We start from the raw sequence: 18,936 nt of genomic DNA, 5'->3' as shown, positions 1-18,936 counted from the left end.
CGAAAGAGTATTTACTTTAAGGGAGCCAAGTTAAAAAATAAACCCCTAAGGTAAGGACCTTAGGGGTGGGAATTTCTGGTGATCCGGCCGTAGTTATGAATGAGTCCTGCCTGATTTGGATTTAGAAAACAGATTGACACGGTTTTCATTTCCGTTGACCAGCCTTATTATATTTTTCTGATGTGTTAGTACCACAAGCAGGAACATAACAAACCCAAAAACAATAAGTAGCGGCTCAGGATGTCCAAAAAGGCCTGCCCAGGAAAGTACCGGAAATGCCAGCGTGGCCAGTATCGAACTTAACGAAACGTATTGCGAAGCGATCAGCGTCAGCAGGAAAATTGTAATACAAACAAGGGCAAGTTCAGGATGAATGGCCAGTACCATTCCTAAAAGCGTGGCAATGCCTTTTCCGCCTTTAAAGCCAACAAAAACAGGGAAAATATGCCCAATAATCGCAATAATGCCGAAGAGGATCTTGTACATCAAAAGCTCGGTTTGACCGATGGTCCCCATATAAAACAGGAGAGAAGCAAGGCAGGTTGCTGTCCAGCCTTTCAGTACATCTATCAGCATCACAACTGTACCTGCTCTTTTGCCCAGTACCCTGAAGGTATTGGTTGCACCTGCGTTTCCGCTGCCGTATTTTCTGACATCAATACCGAAGTAACCAATTCCGTACCAGACTGAACTTGGGATAGAGCCTAGCAAGTAAGCGGCAACAATTGTAAATATAAATAAGGCAACACTCATTTTGTACTATTCGGCGATTAATTTGAACTTGAATAAGCAGATTTCAAATATACAATAAAGCCCGGATTTAGCAAACAGAACCGCAAATACAAAATTAAGATAATATTCGGACACTGTCAAACAATTACTACAAAGAGAGATCAGAAGCCGTCTGCTTGTTCTTCTTTTTTCTTCTTTTCGGCTGCGGGAGCTACCTTTTTCTTGGCAGTTGCTTTCACGAGTTTCGCTTTTTTCACGGCAGGCTGGTAAAAATCATCAAACCGGTTAACGAACATATCTTTTTCTTCTACGCCGAGGGATACGAGCGCCATTTTAGATTTGCCGCTCTTTGATTTAGCCGTGAGCTGATCGTTGAAATCGACTTGAGAGGATACCACGCCGATCTCGTCCTGACGGTAATCAAAATAGTACCAGATATCCGGAGAAGCCTGCAGATACAAGCTGAACTCGTCGCCTTCTGCGGTTCTGCGGATCTCCATGACGCCTTCCATCTGAGCGTTGATATTGTTTTTCCCAAAATGTGCCACGCCAATCGGGCCTTGTGAATAATACGCGCCATGTGCGGCAGACCAGCGGAGGTTAACATTGGACAGTACCATGGGTGCATCCAAAAGCGGCGAGGCGTCATAGAGGGGTTTGTATCCTGCTGCAGTTAATTTTACGTAGGCATCCGTGGCTTTGGGGCCGATGAGGGCCGATAATTTGGCATTCAGCTGATCTGCGTCGTCGTCCGCGGCGGTACTGTTTTGTTCTTCCAGGTTGGTTTCAACGATTTTTGCAGCCAGCGGCTGGAGTACCGGTTCCAATCCGGCCATTTGCAGAATAAGCAGTGCATTAAAGGAAAACCGGGCACTGTCTACCTGTACTTCCGCCGAACCGGTGGATTTTAGCCAATCGGACCCGATAAATTTAAAAGGGCCTGAAAAAGTAGCCAGACCTGTTTTATCATCAAATTTTAAAGTATTTGCTTCATCTATCAGCCCGTCGGCGCCCGGAGGAGGGGTTACTTTGAAGGCTTTGCTTTCCTCATCAAAATTGAGGGCGCCGCTTGCTGTATATATATCCTCGTCACCGTCGGAATCTTTTGGAGATAAAAATGACATGTACATTCCTCTTGCTTCATTATAATGTAAACCCACCGATAGGGGGATCTCATGCTCATTTTTAAGATTTTTGTCAATTTTGATTGCCACCGTTTCCCCCGGAGACTCATTATAGACAATCCAGGAAGATTGAAAATCTTTTCTGAATTTCAGTACAGGTTTCACAAAACCGTCGAGCTTCAGAGACGGTTGATAGGCAATAAGGTTGATACCGCCCTTGAACTGGATGCGTGGTGAAAGGAAGAGGTTTTCTGTTTCCTTGATATCAGCGCGGGCAGTAGTATAGAATTTAACCGGCGCAGCATTGGTATTGTCGGGCCGAGACTTCCGGCCCGCTGTGGCGGTTTCAATTTCCCTCAGTTCAAAATTCTGCATTTTAACATTGAAGGTATCCTTACGTGCTGTGATGTACTGGTAAGTGGCTGAACCCTCAAAATGATTTCGGGAGTCAATCCGGATATTGGCGTCGCGCATCCGGTGAGACGTATTGAGTGTGTCAATTTCGATGCGTGCGTTTTTCAAGGGGCTAATCTTTCCCTTGCCGTCTATGGCAACATAACCTTTGTCGGGGATGATTTTTACGTCAGCGGTCTGTATATAAGGAACTCCTTTGACGTTAAGCGTAACTTTTTCGATATCATATATGGCTTCCGACCCCTGGAAGGAGAGCCCTTCCTGTTCGGGGGCAGTGGAAGTATAGGACGAAGTTTCTCCAAATCCTTTCATCAGGATTGTTTTTTTGGTCATATCCCATTTGGCCGAACCGATTAAGGTCCGGTAAGATGCCGTGGGGATATCCATTCCGGAAGAATCAGTCCCGAAGCCCGACTCGTCTGTGAGGAAACTGGCAATACCTGTTTTAAAGTTAAAATCAATATTGACGTTTTTACCCGTCAGCAGTTTTTTGCCCGCGTTGGCGCCGCTCGTATGAATGGAGAACAACGACTTGTTAGCAAGAAAGCCTTCTTTGTTGAATTTAATATCTGCTGAAGAAATTTCGGAATCGGCACGTTTGAGTTTTCCATTGCCGTAAAGACCCGACGATCGTAGTAACAGGCTTCCTTCGAGGTTGGTAGTCCCTTTATGAAAGGCAAAAGATTTCCCCTGTGTATTGATCAGCATGCTGTCTGCCGTGGGGAACCATTGTAAAGCATAATCTTTCAAGTCTACGGCGGGGAAGTACCCTTTGCCTATTACCGCTTCCTTGATACTGGCCATTTCGCCGGTTGCATAAAGGGAATCAGAGCCGAGGTGTACTTTCTTAGCGGTGATGGAGGCCGACAGATACCGCAGAATGGCGCTGGAGTGAAGACCGGAATTATCCATCGTCAGGGTATCTGTGAACTTAGCCATGGCCTTTCCGTCATAAATTTTCATTTCAACAGGCGGGGCTTTATATTCAAATCCCAGGGAGTTGTCAGGCATACTTTTCAGGATGGTCTGGATCGGCGGAATAATGCCATTGGCGTTAAATGTACCTCCAAAAATGACATCGCGCTTATCCAATCCGTCCATGTCTATTTTCGGGATTTTGAAGAATACCTCTCTGGGGTAGAGAAGCGTACCGCGCTCTGGCTGATCGAAATAAACGATCATGCCATCGGGGACGACCAGCCTGGGAGATTTTTTTCCTTTCAGTATCCCTGATTTATTCGAGGGGTCACTCAGGTAAAATGTTCCCCCTTTTTCATATTTGACGTGTCCGCCCACTTCGCTTTGCTGGCCCTTGGCATATTTTTCCCTCGGCGTGAAAGTAATGGAATCCGTAGGGCTGACGTTTACAAAAAACTGTTTATAATCAAACTTAAGGTTCTGGCCCCGGAACTGGTAATTGGATGCTACAAGCTGGCCGTTCACCGTAAAATTACGGTTTTTCCCGATCACGACTTTTTTGTCGGCGGGCACGGCATAAATCTTAAGGCTGTCACTGATAACGAACCGCGAAACACCAAGTACCGTCAGCAGGGTATCTGACAGATTGATCGTGGCATTGGCAATTTCATTATTGGCGGTGTACTGCGAGGTGATCTGGAAATTATCGTAATCAGTTTTTTCCAGATTGGCCAGGACATACAAAATGCCTTTTTTACTCAACGCAAACTGATCTGTGACTTTGTCATAGATGAAGTAACCTTCCAGCGAAAGCCGCTCCATGGTGCGTCTCAGGATTTTGGGATTCTGTTTGAATTTAACCGCCAGTTCTTCGGCCAGGAATCCTTGCTTTTTTTCGGTCTGGGTATAATTAGCGGCCATTAGCAAAGGCTGAAAACCATATTCCTTGCTGATATCCTTAATACGTTCCTTTTTAAAAAAATCAAAAGATTCCAGTTTAACGGGTACTACCTGCTTGCCATCAATGCGATAAAATTCTACCTTGTTATTAGGGAAATTCCAGCGCATCGCCTGCGACCAGATATCCATTTTGTGGTAGGTATCTTTATAGGGCAGCGGGGCAAAATCCGTCTTGTCGGCGCGCTCAAGCCTGAGCTGCCCTTCGGTATCGTTGTACTTGAACCTTATGCCCGGATGATACAGAGAGTCTTCTCCCAGGGGCATGGAGAAATAAGCCAGCGGAGCATTGAAAACGGAGTCTTTCAGTTGAAACTTGGTACTGACAACCTTGAAAGCCGGTTTCTCTTTGTATGCAACTGTAATTACAGAGGGATGTCCGCTCAGGGAAGAGCTGTAAACATCGGTACCTATTAATGTAAAGCCGCCTTTGTACTGAATGTTCCTGCTGGATTCCTTGAGACGGGCGTCTGTTCCGTTAGATACGAAGCGCGGGTAAGGTGGAGGTTGATTTTTGATTTTTTTAATACCACGGTATTCGAGCGTCCCCTTTACAGGAGCCGCCAGTTTGGTGTCATGGTGAATGGTCACATTTTCTGCCAGGATCCTCGGCTGAGTGATGTTGAAGGAATATTTATCCAGATCCGCATATATATCAGGATTGCCGGCCACTTCCCAGGTGAATTTCCCATTTTGTCCTACAAAAATGCCGTCTTTTAAAGAGACACTCCCATTGGCGGGCCCGAAAACAGCGGAGTCGCCAGCGGTTACCATGGCGAAAACAGCATTTTTAAGTTCAAGTATGGCACCTGAGATCGCGGGCAGGGGATTGGAGACCGGGGCGATCACAAAATTGGAATCTACAGGAGTATCCCAGCTGTCATTGGCCGCCGCTAACTTGGCGTCGGCGCTGGCTGTACCAGCATTTGTTGTGTCAAAACGGTACTGATATGTGCCTTCCAACAGGTATAGTGAATTGTATTTGGCGCTGTATAACTTATTGGTTTCGCTGATTGTCTTTACTGTTTCGAGTACCTTCTGGAAAGTTTTGGAATCGTATTTTTCGCCTGCCTGTACCGCAAGATCCAGGAAGCCGTCCAACTGGGCAGGAGATTGCCGGGTGAATGTATGTGCGTTGCGAAGCAGGAGAAAAAGTACCGGCCCGGCCTTCTGCCCTTTTGCGAACTGGGTTCCTACCACTGAAATAAATTTTGCCTGCTGGGCAGAGGAAACGCCGCTCAGCCAAACGCTGTCCAACTGTGCTGCTGCCTTCATATACTGCGGATTGCGGCTTCCATCCATCAGCTTTTTTACCTGCACCATAAATTGTGCGGGATCCTGGGCGGCCTTCAGGTTTTGGGCCATCAGAACAGGTCCTGTAAAAACTCCCAGGGAAAGAATCAGGCAGATAGTAATGTGTTTCATAGTTTATCTAAATCCCAACGGTTTCTGTGCCAGTCCGTTTAAAGCTGAAACGATGTTTGGCCGGGATAAATTATAGTTTCTCAAATACAACGGTTGCCCATTGATTGCGTGTGTTCGACCTTACTTTTTTCAAACCGTTTTCCAGAGCGCAATTTTCAATGTCACGCTGGTCGGTTTCGTAAAATCCGCTGGTCACAAGCCAGCCGCCGGGCTCCAGATGTTTTACGTATTTAGGTATTTCGCTGAGTAATATATTTCGATTGATGTTGGCCAGTATACCGCCAAACATCCGTGAGGCCGGTACATCCTTAATGGTTCCCATAAAAACTTCTGCTTCTTCGGGCAGATCGTTCATTTCGAAATTCTCCCTGGTATTCTCCACAGCCCATTCGTCAATATCAAATCCAAGCATTTTTACAGCACCCAGCTTATAGGCCAGAATGGTCAGGATTCCGGTACCACAGCCAACGTCCATCACGCTAAGCCCCTGATGAGGAAGGCTAAGCTGCTCATTCATGACAAGCCAGGTGGTTTCGTGGTGCCCAGTACCAAACGACATTTTGGGCTGAATGAGAAGGTCGTAGGTGAAAGAGGGGTCCGGGTCATGAAAAGTTGCACGGACACGTACCTGATCTCCTACCTCAATGGGTTCATAACTTTTTTCCCATTCCTCGTTCCAGTTCTTTCTTTCTAACGATTTCCAGGATATTGCTATTGTCGTCAGATCCTGGTATTTACCGATCAGTTCGTTCATACGGTTTTCGCTGAAATCATTTTCCTGGATGTAAGCCAGTAACCCTTCATCTGTTTCAACAAAGGATTCAAAACCGATTTCTCCCAGTTCGGCCATTAATATTTCCGTAAAATCGGAGTCGGCCTGCAGATCAACTTCTATGTAATTCATTGCCAATTTATATTGTCTAATTGTTTGTGAAGGTGTAGATTTTTTTCAGGAAAGAAAAGATAAAGCGGCAGATCTCATGAAGGTATTTGATTAGCAGCGCTGTTTGTAAAGCAGATCGGGCAAATCGGAAGGCCTCGGCCATACCATGGCGGTTAATCAAAAAGCCCGGGTTATCTGTGCTGATAAGCCGGGCTTGCTGAAAGGGATAATGGTACGATCAGGGCTTTTTGCGCTTGGCGGCGAGATCGTGCGCAGTATCATAGTAAGAGCGCAGGTTCATCCAGTCGAATACATCAGAAATATTCTCCACCCGGTTCCGCTGCATGATACGGTCGCGGCGCTGCATTTTTACAAATTTGAAAAGGATATCAGCCAACTGGTCCGCAGCCTGAGAGTAGGTCTGGGATTTGCGGTTAATTACATAAATGCCCCGGTTTTCGTAGTCACGCATGATCTGCATGATATAATCTCCAAAGCCCGAAAGGTCGCTGGTGACGGTAGGTACCCCGCGAACGACGCATTCGAGCGGGGTGTAACCCCATGGTTCATAATAACTTGGGAAAACGCCAAGATGGCAACCCCGCACAAACTGGCCGTAGTCCAGACCAAAAAGAGGATTAGTGGAAGAGATAAAATCAGGGTGATAAACGATTTTAACACGATCCCTTTCATTATTCACCAGATTGGCCTTCCGGCAGAATTCAGTAATACCGTCTTCTTCCTTCAGGTCGTGAGTGACAAAGGCGGGGAGTTTCTCCGTTTTCCAGCTCTGGATGGTACGCCGAAGGCGCAGACGCCAGTACTCATCTACAAAATTATTAAGATCGGGCATTTTGTGATCTGCACCGGAAGCTGTCGCCAGGAACAATTTTTCGCCAACCTCTTTTTCAATAGCCGTGCAGGTTTCCTGAAGTTCATTGAGCACCGCCCGGGACTGCAGTACATCCGGATTCACAGAATAATAGGGCTGCTTGGTAACGATGAACATGACCACGGTCATGTCCATCCCTGCCTGTACCATTTTCCAGTTTAGCCTCGCCAGTGCTTCCAGGGTAAGGTCATACCCTTTGTTACTATATTCATAACGCCCGGAAGTGAAGAAATAGAGGGTTTTATCCAGATCAAAAGAATAACTCGGAAAAAAGTGCCCTAATACAAACTCATGAATCCGCTCCTTGTATTTTAAATGCAGATTTTGAAATTCATGAACTGCCTGAAAACGGACCACGTTCAGGCCGTTAGGGGTTACCAGGTCAGGCATGCGCCCCAGGAACACTTCACATTCCCTTGCGGTAACGTCGCTCACCGTAGTGAGTACGTGCGCGTTAAGTGCTGCCTGCCTTTCAATGGAAGCCTGGGCCACGATATTGTAATTGCGGGCTTCCTGCTCCCAGTCAAAGAAAGGAAGCTTACTGTAAAATCCGTCCACATTCTGCGCCAGATACCGGCCCAGCATGGTGGCGTGCGTGGTGAATGTGATAGCAATTTTGGCGTTATCTTTTTTCAGATCGGGCAGGCCGCTGCTGGCCATCCACTCATGAAACTGCGCGAAAATTTCTTCTCTCTTTGCATTTTCCTCGGCATATTCTTTCAGGAAAATCCTTACCATTTCACCAAAGCACAAGGTTTGATTAACCAGATGCTCTACGTTAATGGTGGGAATCCGGTTTCTTTCCCACAGGTTGTACTTGATCCCGTCCAGGTCTTTGGTAACGCTGTCCAGGTCAAAAAGTATCACACGGGGTTTGCCGGTAACCAGCCAGTAACCATAATAAACAGCATAGCCCATCTCTCGCATCCGTCGTACGATACGGCCGGCGGGAGAATCGTCCAGGTCTGTTATTGATTCAAATTCTGATGAAGCTTTTTTCTCAAAGTAGGGCCCAAGTAAAAAGTAATTTTCCTCCCACTTTTCAACCATTGCAGGCACCTTGGTCCTTATAACAGTGTAAATTCCTCCTACCTGGTTGCAAACTTCCCATGCAACCTCAAAGAGGACATTTTTTTTAGTGGTTTTGACAAATGGTTCCAATATCGGATACAGGTTAAAGCGTTATAGCGGTCTGACAAATAACAAATTCAGATATCACACAAAATTTCCTTGTAATTACACAATAAATATCCAGAAAAATAATTCAGAATAACAATAGACAGGTATATGTTTATTTACCCCATTTACAAAATTCGGATGTTCTGGGCTAACTTTGGACCAAATTACGTTACTTTGGTCAGATTAACATTTTGCATTGGTTTTCTAGTGAAAAAAATTCAGGCTTGTACGCTTTCATTAATATTGAGTTTATTTTCTCTTTGCGGTTGTAAGGCTCAGAGCGCGGACGTTGAAAGTGATGCTCCCCCTAAAAGGGAATTCAGAGCCGTCTGGATTGCCACTGTCGATAACATCGATTGGCCGAGCAGTAAAAATCTTATGCCGGACGAACAGCGGGAAGAATTTTCGAATCTGCTGGACTTTCATAAAAAAAACGGTATGAACGCAGTTTTTGTCCAGGTAAGAGCGGCCGGAGACGCATTTTATGCTAAAAGTGCTGAACCATGGTCTGAATGGCTCACCGGGTTGCAGGGCCGCCAGCCAAGCCCTTTATGGGACCCGATGGACTTCATGATCAGGGAGTCACACAGAAGAGGCCTTGAATTCCACGCCTGGCTTAACCTCAACAGGCTGGTTCACAAATCGGCAAAGAGTATCTCCTCCGAAAATATCAGCCGCAAACATCCTGAATGGATACTGAGTTATGATGGTTATAAGCTGTTCAACTTCGGAATACCGGAGGTAAGGCAGTTTATTACGGATGTGACGGTCAATGTGGCAAAAAATTATGATATCGACGGAATTCATTTTGACGATTATTTTTATCCTTATGCAGTGGCCGGAGAGGTAATCCACGACGAGGAGGCTTTTAGCAAATACGGGCAGGATTTTGAAAGCAAGGCAGACTGGAGAAGGCATAACATCAATATGCTCGTAAAGCAGATCCATGATGCCCTGCAGGAAGTAAAGCCCAAGTTAAAATTCGGGATCAGCCCATTTGGCGTATGGCGGAATAAGGATTCCGATGCGGAGGGGTCCAAAACCTATGGCGCACTGGCCTCCTATGACGATCTTTTTGCCGATAGCCGGAAATGGGCGAAGGAGGGGTGGGTCGACTACATTGCGCCGCAATTGTATTTCTCCTCCGGTTTTGCCAGGGTTCCCTACCGTAACATGGTGGACTGGTGGATTGAAAATAGTTATGGACGGCATTTTTATGTAGGCTTGGGTGCTTACCGGGTAGGGTACAAAGAGAAGGATAAAACCTGGGCCAACCCTTCGGAGCTGCCGAACCAGATCAGATACCTCAGAGAGAATGAAAGCGACGGGGCTATTTTTTTTAGTTCCAGATCGTTAAAAAACAATAGCCTGGGTTTTGTTGATTCCCTGAGGACAGAACTTTTTCGTTATCCGGCCCTGGTTCCCACTATGCCCTGGAAGGACCGTATCGCACCGTTAAGTCCTAAAAATCTGAAGGCGACTCTCTTGCCACAGGGCCTTGAGCTCTTCTGGGAGAAACCAGACCCTGCCTCGGATGGAGAAAGTGCCTGGTATTATGTCATTTACCGCTTTGCCCCTGATGAAAAACCAACAGCTCACGACCCAAGGAATATCGTCGCTTTGTGTTACGAAGGAGAGCACTTTGTGGATGCAACCGTGCAGAACGGGAAAAGATATGTATACTACATCACTGCGGTGGACAGGCTGCATAACGAAGGAAGACCGGTTGGGCCACTGAAGGTTGAAATACAGGATCAAAAGGTGATCCGTTTCTGATCCGATCAGGTGATTGGGCCGAACCGGGGAGGCCTCCCTTTTGTTCGTATATTTGTTGCATATCCCGCTGACCGTAACATCCTGCATGAGTAATAAAATCCAATACGAGTACCGCCCGGAACATATGGCGGTTTCGGTACCTACCAAATATAAGCCGGAAAATCTCAGGACCGAAGAAATGGTACTGAACATAGGACCGCAGCATCCTTCCACGCACGGTGTACTGCGGCTGGAGGTGGTTACGGACGGAGAGGTGATTGTGGATGTGGTACCGCACCTGGGATATTTGCACCGATGTTTTGAGAAACACGCGGAGGCGTTGCCTTTTAATCAGATCATCCCCTATGTGGATCGTCTGGATTATGTAGCTGCCATGAATTCGGAGCATGCATATGTAATGGGCGTGGAACGTATGCTGGGGATTGAAAATGATATTCCGAAACGGATTGAATATATTCGGGTAGTAACGGCGGAACTCAACAGGCTGGCTTCTCACTTTGTGGCACTGGGATCTTATGCCATGGATATCGGGGCCTACACGCCATTCCTTTGGATGATGCGTGACCGTGAGCAGATCCTGCGCCTGCTGGAATGGATTTGCGGTGCGCGGATGCTTTATAATTATATCTGGATTGGCGGGTTATTTTATGATCTGCCCGTAGGTTTTGAAGAGCGCTGCCTTGAGTTTATACAATACCTCAAACCCAAGCTGGACGAATTGCAGCAGCTTGTAATAGACAATAAAATATTTATCCAAAGAACGGCCAATGTTGGCGTTTTGCCATTGCCGGTTGCCATTAATTACGGTTGTACGGGCCCCATGCTCCGGGGTTCAGGGCTGAGATATGACCTTCGGAAAGTAGACGGTTACTCGGTATACCCAGATATTGATTTTGAAGTACCCATTGGCGAAGGAAAAATGGGGAAAACCGGTGACTGCTGGGACCGTACCTGGGTACGTGTTGTGGAATGTCGGGAATCTGTAAAAATCATAGAACAAAGCCTGCAACAGCTGATGGGAAATTATAAAAGAACTTCCGATTTTGATCCGCAGGCAATGGTTCCCAAAAAGATACGCCCCAAAGCCATGGATTTTTATGTCCGGGCCGAAAACCCTAAAGGAGAACTGGGCTTTTTCTTCCGCACCGACGGCCGCTCGGATATCCCTGTGCGATGCAAGGCCCGGGCGTGCTCCTTTAATAACCTTTCGGCCATCGGAGAACTTTCCAAAGGAGCCTTAATTGCCGACCTGGTCGCCATTATTGGATCCATTGATATGGTCATGGGAGAAGTAGACCGATAAGCCTTTCATAGAAAACCACTTCATCCGGAAGGATACCTTCAGAATAAAGTGGTTTCCAAAATCATTACAAGGAGATATTAAGCCTCCTGAGGTACTGCAACCAGTTCATGTTTTACCAGATACTCGGCAATCTGGACAGCATTGGTGGCGGCACCTTTGCGAAGGTTATCCGCAACGATCCACAGATTTAAAGTTTTAGGCTGGGATTCATCCCGACGGATGCGTCCTACAAAAGTTTCGTCCTTGCCGTGAGCTGTGAGCGGCATTGGATACAGGAAATTCTTAGGGTCGTCCTGAATAACAACACCTTCAGCCTCTCTCAGTATCTGACGAACCTCTTCCAGGTCAAACTCGTTTTCGAACTCAATATTAACTGCCTCAGAATGACCTCCGATCGTAGGAATTCTAACCGTTGTGGCGGTCACTGCAATACTATCGTCACCAATGATCTTTTTGGTTTCATTGGTCATCTTCATTTCTTCTTTGGTATAACCGTTATCCAGGAAAGAGTCAATATGTGGCAGTACGTTCAGGTCAATCTGATGCGGATATACTTTGGATTTGCTGTGATCTCCCACACGCTCCGAAAATAACTGATCCACAGCCGCTTTTCCCGTTCCGGTTACTGACTGGTAGGTGGATACCACCACACGTTTCACTTTATATTTTTCATGCAAAGGATTCAGTACAACCACCATCTGGATGGTTGAGCAGTTAGGATTTGCAATGATCTTGTCTTCCTTGGTTAAAGTTTTGGCGTTGATTTCGGGTACTACCAGCTTTTTGGTAACGTCCATCCGCCAAGCCGATGAGTTATCTATAACCGTAATTCCTGCAGCGGCAAACTGAGGAGCAAGTTCCAGAGAGGTACCTCCGCCAGCGGAGAAGATCGCAATCTCAGGTTTTGCAGCAATAGCATCTTCAAAGCCGATCACCTTTATCTGTTTACCCTTGAATGTAACTTCCTTACCAACAGATCTTTCAGATGCAACGGCCAACAATTCCGTCACCGGGAAATTACGCTCTTCGAGCACTTTGAGGATTTCGCTGCCTACCAGACCGGTAGCGCCTACTACTGCGATTTTCATTCTTGCATTAGGATTAAATGGAATATAAATGATTCAGCACTTCTGCTTCTCCGGTTTTAGAAGGGATAGCAAAAGTGCCGCAAATTTACGAGGAAATTCAGAAGAAAAAGATATTGGGCCTAAATATTCCGGAAATTTCAAAATCCATCTCCGGAACAAATTCATTTGACCCTCAATAATTTACTTTACGCAACCACAGCTGTGAACTCAATCTCTACCAGGTAATCAGGCGAAACAAGCTTGCTGATTTCGTATATACCCGTTGTGGGTTTTATATCACGGAAATAATCACCGTGTGCCCGGGCGATATCATCAAAGTAGTTGATATCCGTTGTGAAAATCCTCGTACGGATCACATCACTCAGGCTTACACCCGCATCTTCCAGTACCTTGGCAATCCGCTCAATAATGTTGTTGGTTTGTGCGTAGGCGTCGTCGGCTCTCACTTTTTCACCGTCCACAATGGCTACGGTTCCGGCTACTTCCACAATATTACCGATCCTTACTGCACGGCAGTAACCCATTTTGTCTTCCCAGGGAGAGCCGGAAAGGATATTTTGTCTTGGCATTTAATTAAAAATTTCGTGAATACTTCAGGTAAAGATATTAGCAGGCGGCATTTAATAACATCGGCAGCACAAAAATTATCTGAATAACCTGAATTCGGGTTTGCATTGCAGGCGATTTCGCCAGGGAATTCGAGTCTGGAATCAAAGATCTGAAATTGGCTCAGCTGGCCGCGGATAAGCAGTACCGAACAGGCCTTTGTTCATTTCAGACTCCGAAAATATGACCATTTGGGATTCTGTTTACTCATCATCCGGAATAGATTTCAGGGTTATTTTCTGATTCCCGTCTCGTCAAGGACCTAAGCTTTGTAGCATATTACATCAGAAAATAGATCCCTTGTGCCTTATGTACAAAACAATGCCTTAGAATACTCCTGTTGTGTACCTACGGCACACCGTACTTCGAACGATGATTATCTTTTTCTACAAAGCTTACGTCCCTAACGCGACTTTCGGCTAGTCAAATTTAGTGATAACCTTCCTCCATGATCACCAGTGCCAGCCTTATCTGGCCGTAGTCGAACTGCTCGTTTAGTAATTCAAACAAAGGCTTTAAGGCATCGTCTTTGCGGATGTTCATTTCCTGTGCAGCTTTTGTGATGGTCTGATACGATTGGTCGTCTATCAGTGCTTTCAGGTTTATCTCGTGGCCATCGTCTTTGAGCTTTATCAAATGTGAGAGTATGGTAACTGTACTTAGTCCACGTTTTTCAGCAATTACCTTCACCGAATAGCCTTCTGTAAATAATTCCAGGGTTTCGGTGTAAGTCATGCCTTTTGCCAGCCTGGTTTTTGCGGGTGGGTTAACTTTGTCAAACGATAATATCTCATTGATAAAGACTTCCCCGTACCGCCGGTATTTTTCAGCACCTATACCTGAAACAGTTTTCATCTGCGCTTCGGAAACAGGGCGCTTTTGGGCCATTTCGGACAGGGTAGCGTCGCTGAAAATTACGTAGGGGGGAACAGCCATGGCGTCTGCCATTTGTTTTCTCAATAACCTCAGCCGCTCAAAAAGGGCATCTCTGACAATTTCCTGCTTCGGTTTTTCCTGTGGAATTAATTCTTCCTTCGCTTTCCGTTCCGACAGCGGGATGAATTTCACAAGCTCCACGCTGCGCTCGCCTTTCAGCACCTGGCGGCTTACCGGGTTTAATTTAAAGGCATGTGCCTCATCATAGGCAATATCTATCACTCCGGAGTTCAGTAGCTGGATGATGTATTCGGCCCACTCTTCTGCACGCAGGTCTGCGCCTACGCCGAAGGTCGGCAGCCGGTCATAGCCATGCTGAAGAATATTACGGTTGCGGCTTCCTCTTAAAATATCGATCAGCATACCCATCGCTACTTTCTGGTCTGTCCGGGCAATTCCCGAAAGTGCTTTTTGTGCAATGATCGTGGCGTCAAAACGGGTTCTGGGATTGCGGCATACATCACAATTTCCACAGTCCTGGTCAACGGCTTCGTTGAAATAACTTAACAATATCCTGCGGCGGCAAATATCCGCTTCGGCATATTGCTTCATCCGGTTGAGTTTTGCATGCAGCACTTCTTTCTGAATTTCAGGCTGTTCCGTTTGGTTGATCATATCCTGCCTGGTGATGATGTCCATGTAACTGTAAAATAATACAGTATCTGCCGGAGACCCGTCTCGCCCCGCCCGCCCTATTTCCTGGTAGAAGCTTTCGACATTGGAAGGCAGATTGTAATGAATGATCCACCGCACGTTGGATTTATCAATACCCATTCCAAAAGCAATTGTGGCGACGATGATCTGGATATCATCTTTTAAAAATTGCTCCTGTACTTTGGACCGCTGTTCTGCTCCCATCCCGGCGTGATAATATTCAGCCTTAAATCCCGCGTTTTTCAAACTGGTAGCTACCGTTTCGGTCCCCTTGCGGCTCAGGCAATAAATAATACCCGCCTTATTTTCGTGCTTGGAAATAAAACGCCTGATCTGTTCAATCCTTTTTCTGCCGGGAGATACCGTCAGGTTAAGATTGGGCCGGTCAAAGCTGGCCACAAAAGTTTCAGCATGTTCAATACCAAGTTGTTTCAGGATGTCGCGGCGTGTGACTCTGTCGGCAGTGGCAGTGAGCGCGATGATGGGAATATTGGGAAAATGTTTTTTCAGCGCATTCAGCTGGCGATATTCCGGTCGGAAGTCGTGTCCCCAGGAAGAAATACAATGTGATTCATCAATGGCGAAGAGGCCCACGTTCCAGCTTCGGAGGAAATCAAAAGTATTTCCGGAGAACAACCGTTCCGGAGCGATATAGAGTAATTTGAGTTCGCCGAGTTTTGCCTGCCACATAATCTGATCGGCTTCGGTGGCGGATAAAGTACTGTTAAGAAATGCGGCAGGAATCCCATTGCCTTTCAGTGCTTCCACCTGATCTTTCATCAGGGCGATCAGCGGAGAAATAACGACGGTCAGCCCGGGGCGCAGAATGGCCGGTATCTGAAAACAGATGGATTTTCCCCCTCCCGTCGGCATCAGTACCAGGCAATCCTTATCCGCCATAACATTGTCAATAATTTCGGCCTGCTGCGGACGGAAAGAATCGTATCCAAAATATTTTTTTAAAGCGTCTGATTTATGAACGGGCATGATGCGGGATTTCAAAAGTGCTGCAAAAATAGTTACTCAAAACTGATACATCATCTGCATTTTTACTTCACTTCGGGTATCTCCCTGAATCTCACTGAGTCCCGAACTGATTTTTTCCAGATTACTGTACCTGGTTTGCGACCAGCGAACCCAGACTTTCATTTTTTTGGACAGATTATATTTCAAGATCAGGTAATGCCGCGTTCCTGTATCGTAATATGCAGGAATGGTAAAGGCGTATAACATATCTTTTTCGTAAACATACTGGCGCGAATCATAATTGTCTGTTTTGAAAAAGGCAATCCGGGCACTGATTTCAAATTTTGGAAAATGCCGGGTGACGTCCTGAACTACAGTAAAACCTGCTGATTTGGAGCCGCCTTCATAACGGAGGTCACCATATTGAACACGTGTCCGGATAGCATACTTCAGCGGTATTTCATATTCAAGATTAAACATAATTGTCCGCCTGACCGAGTTGACCACCGGAATAACATTAGCATCACTTTCCGGGGCATTTCGCTGTTTGTGTTTTTCATGAAACAGCAAATAGGTGTTCAATTTTTTGCTGGGTTTCCATAAGGAATGAAGAAAAATATCATGACCGTCCGACGGGGCATTCACCTGATACTTCAGCCAGGGGAATCTGAAGTAATCATAAAACCCGCTGAACTGCCATTTCCGGTTCGGCATATAACGAAGTCCCCAGTACATACCGGTTTCGTTGATAGGGCGGGTCGCTTCTGCCAGAGCGTTTCCATACTGGGAGTGGAAATCTTTATCGTAGCGGCGAAACAACATGGTGAAATCCAGCGTCTTCCCTAGGCCAGCTATCCATCCGCCGACAGCCCCGGTACCTCCGCTCTGGGAGCGTGCGGCTTCACCAAAAAAATGGAAATTCTGCCAGTGATAATCACCGTGTAAACCAAAGATCAGGTTATTGTTGCCTGTGAATTCAAAGCGGTTATAGGGTACATCTTTTTTGCGGAGTGAAGTTCCGTAGTGGGTATTTAGTATCGTAAGTCCCAGCTGGCCGTTATGGGAGGGCATTTTATAAATAAAATGTAGCCCTGCATTTTGTTCAGGAATGGTTCCGTGTTTGGCACGCTCGGCAGCCGTACGATGGTACCCCGAAACCAGCAGGGAGGAAACAACAACCGCGTCTGGATCATCCGCTGTATTATCCAGACTGGCGTCACGGCGGGTAAGGGAGTAAAAGGTTGTCATTTCCAATTGGCTGTGAAAGGCAAAAGTGGCTGCCATGCCACGGAAAAAATTGGCTTCCAGAACAGAAGTGTAAGGTTTGAGTCCCAGAGTACTACGATACGTCGTCCGGATCACCTCGGAGCCTTTCCCCAGTGAAAAGCCGGCTGCCATCACCAAGCCCTGCCCAGCCTGCATCTGAAAGTCACCAATGATTAAGTTTTTAAGCTGCCCCCTGTTCATAATCTGGGCATGAAAGGAAGTAAAATCGATCCCGAAAATCTGGTTCTTAGGCTTCCAGTCCCAAAAAACTTCTCCTCCGTCTTTCTCAAAAGTGAAACCCAGGCTGTAAACTCCGGCGCGGGCATAACGGTATCTGGCATAACCGTTCCATGGTTTACCGGCATACCGGGTGGCCGACCGTGAAGTAGAGTCCAAAGAGGAATATCCCTTCTGTTGCTCCAGTAACTTTGCTGAACGCAGCAGCAGAAAATGCTGGGTAGGATTCTTGAAGGATTCTCTCAGTGTGATTTGCCGTGGCTCAACGGTCACAAATGGAAGCAGCTTGCCAATGGTTGTAAGGTCAAAGCCGGGGATGGCCTGTAGCTCATAAAGAGAGAGCAGGGCCCCTGATTTTTCCCTGTAATCGATAAATGCATTTAGCTGAATTTCTGATAATACAAAAACCGCGGATAACTCGTCACGAGTGGCTTGATTAAGGTCTAGCGGATTGGTGTACAGCTGAAAAAGAGCTTCATACACATCTGTATAATCCGCATCTTCTGTTGGAATTGGCAGGAGGTTCTGAATGAAGGTATTGATATCAATTTCAGGCCGGGGTGGCTCCTGCGCTTTTAATGAAGCAGGGAAGAAGATACAGCAAAAAATAAACGCAGAAGCAAGGTATTCCGCAGGAGAAAAAGCGTATGCCAGCTTTAAAAGTATTTGCATACGCTTGTTGGGGGTTTAAGGCTCAGAAGGCCTTCAGGCTCAGGTCAAGGCTTCGGGCCTGGTGTGTGAGTGCACCGCTCGAAACCCCGTCGACGCCCGTAAGCGCTACTTCACGAAGTGTTTTTTCTGTAATGTTTCCCGATGCTTCGGTTTCAAATCTTCCTGCGATCCGCTTCACGGCTTCGCTTAAATCTGCCAGGTTAAAATTATCCAGCATGATGATATCCACTTTCCCCACTCTCAATACCTCGTCTACCTCGTTCAGATTCCTGGTTTCTATTTCGATCTTAAGCGACTTTCCCGTTTTTTTCCGATATTCATTGCTTCTCAGAATGGCCTGTTCTATCCCACCCGCATAATCAACATGGTTATCTTTTAGCATGATCATGTCGTAGAGTCCCATCCGATGGTTGACGGCCCCTCCGATTTTTGTTGCCATTTTTTCAAACAGCCGGAAATTGGGAGTGGTTTTGCGTGTATCGAGCAGCTTTACAGGTAAATCGCTGACCAGCGCCGCCATCTGGCGTGTATAGGTTGCAATACCGCTCATTCTCTGCATGATGTTCAGTACCAGCCTCTCCGCTTTCAGGATCAGTCTGGCGCTTCCTTCAGCCGTTAATACCACGTCGCCCTTTTTGACTTCGGAACCGTCTGGAAGTAACACTTTAATTTCAAGCGGTTTGTGGCCATATTGTCTGGCGGTTTCTTCAAAAATAATCAGGGCTACTTCCACACCGGCCAGTATACCGTCTTGTTTTACGAGCAAACGGGCCCTTTTTGTAGCACCTTCGGGTACACAGGATAAAGAAGAATGATCTCCGTCACCGATGTCTTCCAGCAGTGCCAGGTGAATTAAATCCTTGATCTGATGTGGGTCGGTTTCAATTGTTGAAGTCATGTGAATGAAC

Annotated in this window: 11 protein-coding genes; 2 read left to right on the top strand and 9 right to left on the bottom strand. The window is 46.4% G+C overall.

The features are described from left to right. Nucleotides 1-93: 93 nt before the first annotated feature. The 4 genes from plsY to KOE27_RS22255 form a co-directional block, all read right to left on the bottom strand. The gene (plsY, locus tag KOE27_RS22270) at nucleotides 94-753 is read right to left on the bottom strand and encodes a glycerol-3-phosphate 1-O-acyltransferase PlsY (RefSeq protein ID WP_215240986.1); all 660 of its coding nucleotides are present in this window, start codon (nucleotides 751-753) and stop codon (nucleotides 94-96) included. A 140-nt stretch (nucleotides 754-893) separates the two neighbouring features. After that, nucleotides 894-5,570, bottom strand: a complete 4,677-nt coding sequence (locus KOE27_RS22265; protein WP_215240985.1) for a hypothetical protein — start codon at nucleotides 5,568-5,570, stop codon at nucleotides 894-896. A 70-nt stretch (nucleotides 5,571-5,640) separates the two neighbouring features. After that, complete coding sequence (gene prmA / locus KOE27_RS22260) at nucleotides 5,641-6,474, bottom strand: 50S ribosomal protein L11 methyltransferase (RefSeq protein WP_215240984.1); 834 nt, start codon at nucleotides 6,472-6,474, stop codon at nucleotides 5,641-5,643. Nucleotides 6,475-6,691: 217 nt separating this feature from the next. Further along, nucleotides 6,692-8,506 (bottom strand): glycosyltransferase family protein, encoded by a 1,815-nt coding sequence (locus KOE27_RS22255; RefSeq protein WP_215240983.1) that lies wholly within the window; start codon nucleotides 8,504-8,506, stop codon nucleotides 6,692-6,694. A gap of 261 nt (nucleotides 8,507-8,767) precedes the next feature. Here KOE27_RS22255 and KOE27_RS22250 point away from each other — a divergent pair, with 261 nt between their 5' ends. Together KOE27_RS22250 and KOE27_RS22245 are read left to right on the top strand one after the other, a co-directional pair. Continuing rightward, the gene (locus KOE27_RS22250) at nucleotides 8,768-10,300 is read left to right on the top strand and encodes a glycoside hydrolase family 10 protein (RefSeq protein ID WP_229252880.1); all 1,533 of its coding nucleotides are present in this window, start codon (nucleotides 8,768-8,770) and stop codon (nucleotides 10,298-10,300) included. A gap of 85 nt (nucleotides 10,301-10,385) precedes the next feature. Continuing rightward, nucleotides 10,386-11,603, top strand: a complete 1,218-nt coding sequence (locus KOE27_RS22245) for an NADH-quinone oxidoreductase subunit D (protein WP_215240982.1) — start codon at nucleotides 10,386-10,388, stop codon at nucleotides 11,601-11,603. A 77-nt stretch (nucleotides 11,604-11,680) separates the two neighbouring features. On the opposite strand, the gene KOE27_RS22240 is transcribed toward KOE27_RS22245, so the two are convergent. The 5 genes from KOE27_RS22240 to nadC form a co-directional block, all read right to left on the bottom strand. Beyond that, nucleotides 11,681-12,691, bottom strand: a complete 1,011-nt coding sequence (locus KOE27_RS22240) for an aspartate-semialdehyde dehydrogenase (protein ID WP_215240981.1) — start codon at nucleotides 12,689-12,691, stop codon at nucleotides 11,681-11,683. Between the two features lie 185 nt (nucleotides 12,692-12,876). Beyond that, complete coding sequence (locus tag KOE27_RS22235) at nucleotides 12,877-13,260, bottom strand: RidA family protein (RefSeq protein ID WP_215240980.1); 384 nt, start codon at nucleotides 13,258-13,260, stop codon at nucleotides 12,877-12,879. Between the two features lie 466 nt (nucleotides 13,261-13,726). Next, nucleotides 13,727-15,874, bottom strand: a complete 2,148-nt coding sequence (gene recQ / locus KOE27_RS22230; RefSeq protein ID WP_215240979.1) for a DNA helicase RecQ — start codon at nucleotides 15,872-15,874, stop codon at nucleotides 13,727-13,729. Between the two features lie 36 nt (nucleotides 15,875-15,910). Next, the gene (locus tag KOE27_RS22225; RefSeq protein ID WP_215240978.1) at nucleotides 15,911-18,028 is read right to left on the bottom strand and encodes a ComEA family DNA-binding protein; all 2,118 of its coding nucleotides are present in this window, start codon (nucleotides 18,026-18,028) and stop codon (nucleotides 15,911-15,913) included. A 22-nt stretch (nucleotides 18,029-18,050) separates the two neighbouring features. Next, on the bottom strand, nucleotides 18,051-18,926 hold the full coding sequence (nadC, locus tag KOE27_RS22220) for a carboxylating nicotinate-nucleotide diphosphorylase (RefSeq protein ID WP_215240977.1): 876 nt from the start codon (nucleotides 18,924-18,926) through the stop codon (nucleotides 18,051-18,053). Nucleotides 18,927-18,936: the final 10 nt, after the last annotated feature.

This window comes from Dyadobacter sp. CECT 9275, assembly GCF_907164905.1.
Classification (GTDB): domain Bacteria; phylum Bacteroidota; class Bacteroidia; order Cytophagales; family Spirosomataceae; genus Dyadobacter; species Dyadobacter helix.
Note: the sequence above shows the minus strand (reverse complement) of the source record. Positions and strands in the feature narration are given on the sequence as shown.

What these genes read in the sequence shown, in the direction of transcription:
- plsY (WP_215240986.1), bottom strand. Translation starts at nt 753, where the DNA reads ATGAGTGTTGCCTTATTTATATTTACAATTGTTGCCGCTTACTTGCTA.
- KOE27_RS22265 (WP_215240985.1), bottom strand. Translation starts at nt 5,570, where the DNA reads ATGAAACACATTACTATCTGCCTGATTCTTTCCCTGGGAGTTTTTACA.
- KOE27_RS22235 (WP_215240980.1), bottom strand. Translation starts at nt 13,260, where the DNA reads ATGCCAAGACAAAATATCCTTTCCGGCTCTCCCTGGGAAGACAAAATG.
- nadC (WP_215240977.1), bottom strand. Translation starts at nt 18,926, where the DNA reads ATGACTTCAACAATTGAAACCGACCCACATCAGATCAAGGATTTAATT.
- KOE27_RS22240 (WP_215240981.1), bottom strand. Translation starts at nt 12,691, where the DNA reads ATGAAAATCGCAGTAGTAGGCGCTACCGGTCTGGTAGGCAGCGAAATC.
- recQ (WP_215240979.1), bottom strand. Translation starts at nt 15,874, where the DNA reads ATGCCCGTTCATAAATCAGACGCTTTAAAAAAATATTTTGGATACGAT.
- prmA (WP_215240984.1), bottom strand. Translation starts at nt 6,474, where the DNA reads ATGAATTACATAGAAGTTGATCTGCAGGCCGACTCCGATTTTACGGAA.
- KOE27_RS22245 (WP_215240982.1), top strand. Translation starts at nt 10,386, where the DNA reads ATGAGTAATAAAATCCAATACGAGTACCGCCCGGAACATATGGCGGTT.
- KOE27_RS22225 (WP_215240978.1), bottom strand. Translation starts at nt 18,028, where the DNA reads ATGCAAATACTTTTAAAGCTGGCATACGCTTTTTCTCCTGCGGAATAC.